Source organism: Gryllotalpicola sp. CP2-P1 (assembly GCF_057512245.1).
In genome coordinates this window covers 1-5,363 of the sequence record NZ_JBLRDT010000166.1, presented here as the reverse complement: position 1 = coordinate 5,363, position 5,363 = coordinate 1, and the positions used below count along the sequence as shown (strand labels likewise).

Annotated in this window: 3 protein-coding genes; 2 read left to right on the top strand and 1 reads right to left on the bottom strand. The window is 71.8% G+C overall.

All coding sequences use genetic code 11. The annotated features are described in order from the left end of the window. The first annotated feature begins 379 nt into the window (after window positions 1–379). Window positions 380–880, top strand: a complete 501-nt coding sequence (locus tag ACM2XV_RS11740) for a GNAT family N-acetyltransferase (protein WP_487027049.1) — start codon at window positions 380–382, stop codon at window positions 878–880. Here ACM2XV_RS11740 and ACM2XV_RS11735 read toward each other — a convergent pair. Beyond that, window positions 877–1,458, bottom strand: a complete 582-nt coding sequence (locus tag ACM2XV_RS11735; RefSeq protein WP_344776506.1) for an NUDIX hydrolase family protein — start codon at window positions 1,456–1,458, stop codon at window positions 877–879. The two genes, ACM2XV_RS11740 and ACM2XV_RS11735, sit on opposite strands and share 4 nt — an antisense overlap. A 68-nt stretch (window positions 1,459–1,526) precedes the next feature. Between ACM2XV_RS11735 and ACM2XV_RS11730 the strand changes: the two genes are divergently transcribed. Beyond that, the coding region (locus tag ACM2XV_RS11730; RefSeq protein ID WP_487027048.1) for an ATP-dependent helicase at window positions 1,527–5,363 on the top strand (3,837 nt) is incomplete at its 3' end.

The following is a 5,363-nucleotide window of genomic DNA, read 5'->3' as shown; positions in this document are numbered from 1 at the left end:
CGCGGCGGCTCGACGACCAGCTACTCGACCTCAACCGGCGGCCAGGGCGGTTATGTCGGCGGGTCGGCTGCCGGGCGCTCTCGCGCTCCGCGTCGGGCCTCACGACCGTAGCGCGCCACGCCGATAGCGCACCGCGCCCCACGCGCTGCGCGCCCCAAGCGCTGCGCGTCTCACCGAGAAGTGCCGTGATGGCGGTCCCGTTCAACCGGAGCCCCATCGCGGCACTTCTCGCTGTATGGCCGCGTGCGCGCGGCACGCGCGGCACGGGCATGACGTGCAGGCCGTGCACCTCACTTGCTTCGCGTCGTACGAATTGGGCGACTCGCCCCAATTCGTACAAGGACGAAAAGGGAGACATGCGACCCGCTAGCGTCGATGCATGAGCGAGATCGTGGTGCGGGCTGCAACGCAGGCCGATGTCGCCGGCATGGCACGCGTGCATGTGCTGGGCTGGCAGGAGACCTACCGCGGGCTGGTACCGGACGAGGCGCTCGATGCGCCCGACTTCGTCGAACGGCGCGAGCAGATGTGGACGAGCGTGCTTGCGGACCGTGCGAACGGATGGCGCTCAGCCGTCGCCGAGCGCGGCGGTCGGATCGTCGGAATCGCCGCCGCCGGGCCGGCGCAAGGGGAGCGCCCGCCGCGGGCTTGGGAGCTCTACATCCTTTACCTGCTCGCCGAGCACCACGGCAGCGGCGCGGGCCAACGGCTTCTCGACGCGGTGCTGGAAGGTCGGGCATCCGTATTGCGGGTCGCCGATCCGAACCCGCGCGCGCAGGCGTTCTACCGTCGCAACGGGTTCGTGCCGGACGGCAGTCGCGAGCCGTTCGGCACGGGGCACGAGATCCGCATGGTGCGCTCGGCCGTCAGAGTCGCTTAGGGCAGGGCCCCGACCGAGGCGAGCGCCGCTCGCACGAGGGCTCCGCGGCCGCCTTCGAGCTCGTTGCAGACCGCATCGGATGCCGCCTCGGCGGGCGTGAGCCAGGTGAGCTCGAGGGCGTCCTGCCGGGGCTCCGTGGTCCCTGTCACGGGGACGACGTAGGCGAGCGAGACGGCGTGCTGGCGCTCGTCGACGAACGGAGTCTCGCTCGGAGCGGGGAAGTACTCGGCGATCATGAACGGCACGGGCGAGGCGGGCAGCTGCGGGAACGCCATCGGTCCGAGGTCCTTCTCGAGGTGGCGGAAGAGCGCGTCGCGCAGCGTCTCGCCGTAGAGCACGCGGCCCGAGACGATCGTGCGCGTGATCTCGCCGAGCGGCGTGCCGCGCAGCAGCAGGCCGATGTCGATGACGCGACCGAGCCCGTCGACGTGCACCGGAACGGCCTCGACGTAGAGGATCGGCATACGGTGCCTGATCTGCTCGAGCTCGATATCGCTCAGCCACGCAGGGCCGTAGCTCGGCGGCTCCTCTTCCTCAGGGCGGCCGTCGGGGTACGGGTCCGGGGTACGCACTGCCATACCGAGACAATACGGCCCTTGAACCGCACCCTGCCCGATGTCGGACCCCTGTGATCGAATGTCTGACGATGACCGACACGCTCGAGCGCTTCTCGGCCGCGACCCGGCAGTGGTTCGCGGGGGCGTTCAGCGCGCCGACCGCCGCGCAGCTCGGCGCCTGGGAAGCGATCTCGTCGGGCCGCAACACGCTCGTGATCGCGCCGACGGGGTCCGGCAAGACCCTGGCCGCGTTCCTGTGGGCGATCGACCGATTGATGAGCGATTCGAGCCATACGGATGCTTCGCGGGCCGGCACTGCGAAGACGAAGGTGCTCTACATCTCGCCGCTGAAAGCGCTCGGCGTCGACGTCGAGCGCAACCTGCGCAGCCCGCTCGTGGGCATCGCGCAGACCGCGAAGCGGCTCGGGCTCGACCCACCCGAGGTGAGCGTCGGGGTGCGGTCGGGCGACACGCCCTCGAGCGAGCGGCAGCGTCTGCTCAGGCATCCCCCCGAGATCTTGATCACCACGCCCGAGTCGCTCTATCTCATGCTCACCTCCGGTGCGCGCGAGACCCTGCGCGAGGTCGAGACGGTGATCGTCGACGAGGTGCACGCGGTGGCCTCGACGAAGCGCGGGGCGCACCTCGCGGTGTCGCTCGAGCGGCTCGACGAGCTGCTGGCGCGCCCCGCTCAGCGCGTCGGGCTGTCGGCGACGGTGCGGCCACCCGAAGAGGTGGCGCGGTTCCTCTCAGGCACGACCCCGACGACGATCGTCGCGCCCGAATCGCAGAAGCGCTTCGATCTGCGGGTCGTCGTGCCGGTCGACGACATGCGCGAGCTGCAGACGGCTCCGGGTGGAGATAAAGTGGGCGGCACGATCTGGACCCACGTCGACGAGGCCGTGCTCGACGAGGTGCTCGCCCACCGCTCGACGATCGTGTTCGCCAATGGGCGGCGCACGACCGAGCGGCTGACCGCGCGGCTCAACGAGCTCTATGCGGAACGACTGGGGTACGAGCCAGAGCCCGTGACATCGTTCCCTGCGCAGCTCGTCGGCGGTTCGGGAACGACCGGTGGGGTGTCGACCGAGGCGCCTGTGCTGGCACGCGCCCACCACGGCTCGGTGTCGAAAGAGCAGCGCGCCGCGATCGAAGACGACCTCAAGACCGGTCGTCTGCGGTGCGTGGTCGCGACGAGCTCGCTCGAGCTCGGCATCGATATGGGCGAGGTCGACCTGGTGGTGCAGGTCGCCGCTCCGCCGAGCATCGCGAGCGGGCTGCAGCGCATCGGCCGCGCGGGCCATCAGGTGGGCGAGGTGTCGAAGGGCATCCTCTTCCCCAATCATCGCGCCGACCTCGTGCAGTCGGCTCTGGCCACCGAGCGCATGCGGGCGGGGCTCATCGAGAAGATCGGCGTGCCGCAGAATCCGCTCGACATCCTCGCCCAGCAGACGGTCGCGGCGGTCTCGGTCGGCCCGGTCGACGTCGACGGCTGGTTCGACACGGTGCGGCGCTCTGCGCCGTTCGCGACGCTGCCGCGCGGGGCATACGAAGCCGTGCTCGACCTGCTCTCGGGGCGCTACCCCAGCGAGGAGTTCGGCGAGCTGCGCCCACGCCTCGTGTGGGACCGCGAGCGCGGCATCCTCACCTCCCGCCCGGGCGCGGGCCGGCTGGCGGTGACGAGCGGGGGCACGATCCCCGACCGCGGGCTGTTCGGGGTGTTCATGGTCGCCGGGGCGGAAGACAAGGCCCCGCGCCGCGTGGGCGAGCTCGACGAAGAGATGGTCTACGAGTCGCGCGTCGGCGACGTGTTCGCGCTCGGAACGACGAGCTGGAAGATCGCCGAGATCACGCACGACCGGGTGATGGTGACCCCGGCCTACGGCGAGCCGGGGCGCGTGCCGTTCTGGCACGGCGACGGCATCGGGCGCCCGGCCGAGCTGGGCGAGGCACTCGGCGGGTTCGTGCGCGAGCTGGGCGCGAGCGACGCCGCGGATGCCGTGGCGCGGCTCGCCGGCGACGGACTGGACGAGCGGGCATCCCGAAACCTCTTGACCTATCTCGACGACCAGAAGACGGCGACAGGGCACCTGCCGACCGACCGCACGCTCGTCGTCGAGCGCTTCCGCGACGAGCTGGGCGACTGGCGCATCGTGCTGCACTCGCCCTATGGGCAGATGGTGCACGCGCCCTGGGCGCTCGCGGTGGGGCGGCGCGTGCGCGAGAGCCTCGGGCTCGAGGGGGCGGTGCTGGCCGCCGACGACGGCATCATCGTGCGGCTGCCCGACTCCGACGCCGAGCCGCCCGGAGCAGAGCTGTTCGTCTTCGCGCCCGACGAGCTCGAGGCTCTCGTGACCGAAGAGGTCGGCGGCTCGGCGCTGTTCGCCGCGCGGTTCCGCGAAGCGGCGCAGCGGGCGCTGCTGTTCCCGCGGTACGACCCGGGGCGGCGCAACCCGCTCTGGCAGCAGCGCATGCGCTCGGCGCAATTGCTCGAGGTCGCCCACAAGTATCCGCAGTTCCCGATCATCCTCGAGACGATGCGCGAGTGCCTGCAGGACGTCTACGACCTACCCGCCCTCGCGGCGGTGGCGCGGCGCATCGAGCAGCGGAAGATCCGCATCGTCGAGACGACGAGCGAGAGGCCGTCGCCGTTCGCGTCGACGCTGCTGTTCGGCTACATCGCCGCGTTCATGTACGAGGGCGACTCGCCACTCGCCGAGCGACGCGCCGCGGCTCTTACGGTCGACACCGAGCTGCTCTCGCAGCTACTCGGGCGCTCCGAGCTGCGCGAGCTGCTCGACCCGGCGGTGATCTCGCGCGTCGAGAGCGAGCTGCAGCGGTTGCCCGAAGAGCGGCACGCGCGTGGCCTCGAGGGCGTCGCCGACCTGCTGCGCGTGCTCGGGCCGCTGTCGCTCGACGAGCTCGCGGCGCGGTTCGCGGGGTCGGGTGACGAGGTCGAGGCCGCTGTCGCCGAGCTCGTCGCGGCCAAGCGCGCACTGCGCGTGTCGATTGCGGGCATCGAGCGGGTCGCCGCCATCGAGGATGCCCCGCGCCTGCGCGACGCCATCGGGGTGCCCCTGCCGATCGGCGTGCCGACGGCGTTCATCGAGCCGGTCGCCGACCCGCTGGGCGACCTCGTCGGCCGCTACGGCCGCACGCATGGGCCGTTCGCCGCGGACGAGGTCGCCGCGCGGTTCGGGCTCGGCACCGCGGTCATCACCGACACGCTGCGCCGGCTGTCGCATGAGCGGCGCGTGGTCGAGGGCGAGTTCCGCCCGCACGCGACCGGTGCCGAGTGGTGCGACGCCGACGTGCTGCGCCGGCTGCGACGACTCTCGCTCGCGGCACTGCGGCACGAGGTCGAGCCGGTCGAGCCGTCGGCGTTCGCGCGGTTCCTGCCCGAGTGGCAGCACGTCGGCACCGGCACGCTGAAGGGTGTCGACGGGGTGGCATCCGTCATCGAGCAGCTGGCGGGCGTGCGCGCGCCGGCATCCGCGTGGGAATCGCTGATCCTGCCCGCGCGCGTCGCCGACTACGCGCCCGTCATGCTCGACGAGCTGACGGCGAGCGGCGAGGTGATCTGGGCCGGTGCTGGCACGATTCCGGGTCGCGACGGCTGGCTCAGCTTCCACCTCGCCGAGAGCGCGCCGCTGACGCTCGCCGAGCCGATGGAGTTCGAGACCGACGAGCTGCAGCGCGAGGTGCTCGCGACGCTGGGCGCGGGCGGCGGGTTCTTCTTCCGGCAGCTCTCCGACGCGGTCGGCTCGCAGGACGACGCCGCGCTCGAGACCGCACTGTGGGATCTCGTGTGGGCGGGTCTTGTGACGAACGACACCCTCGCCCCTGTGCGTGCGCTGACCGGCAGCAAGGCCGCTCATCGGCGACCGGCGCGGGCGCCGCGCACGCGCATGTTCCGCGGTGGCCGC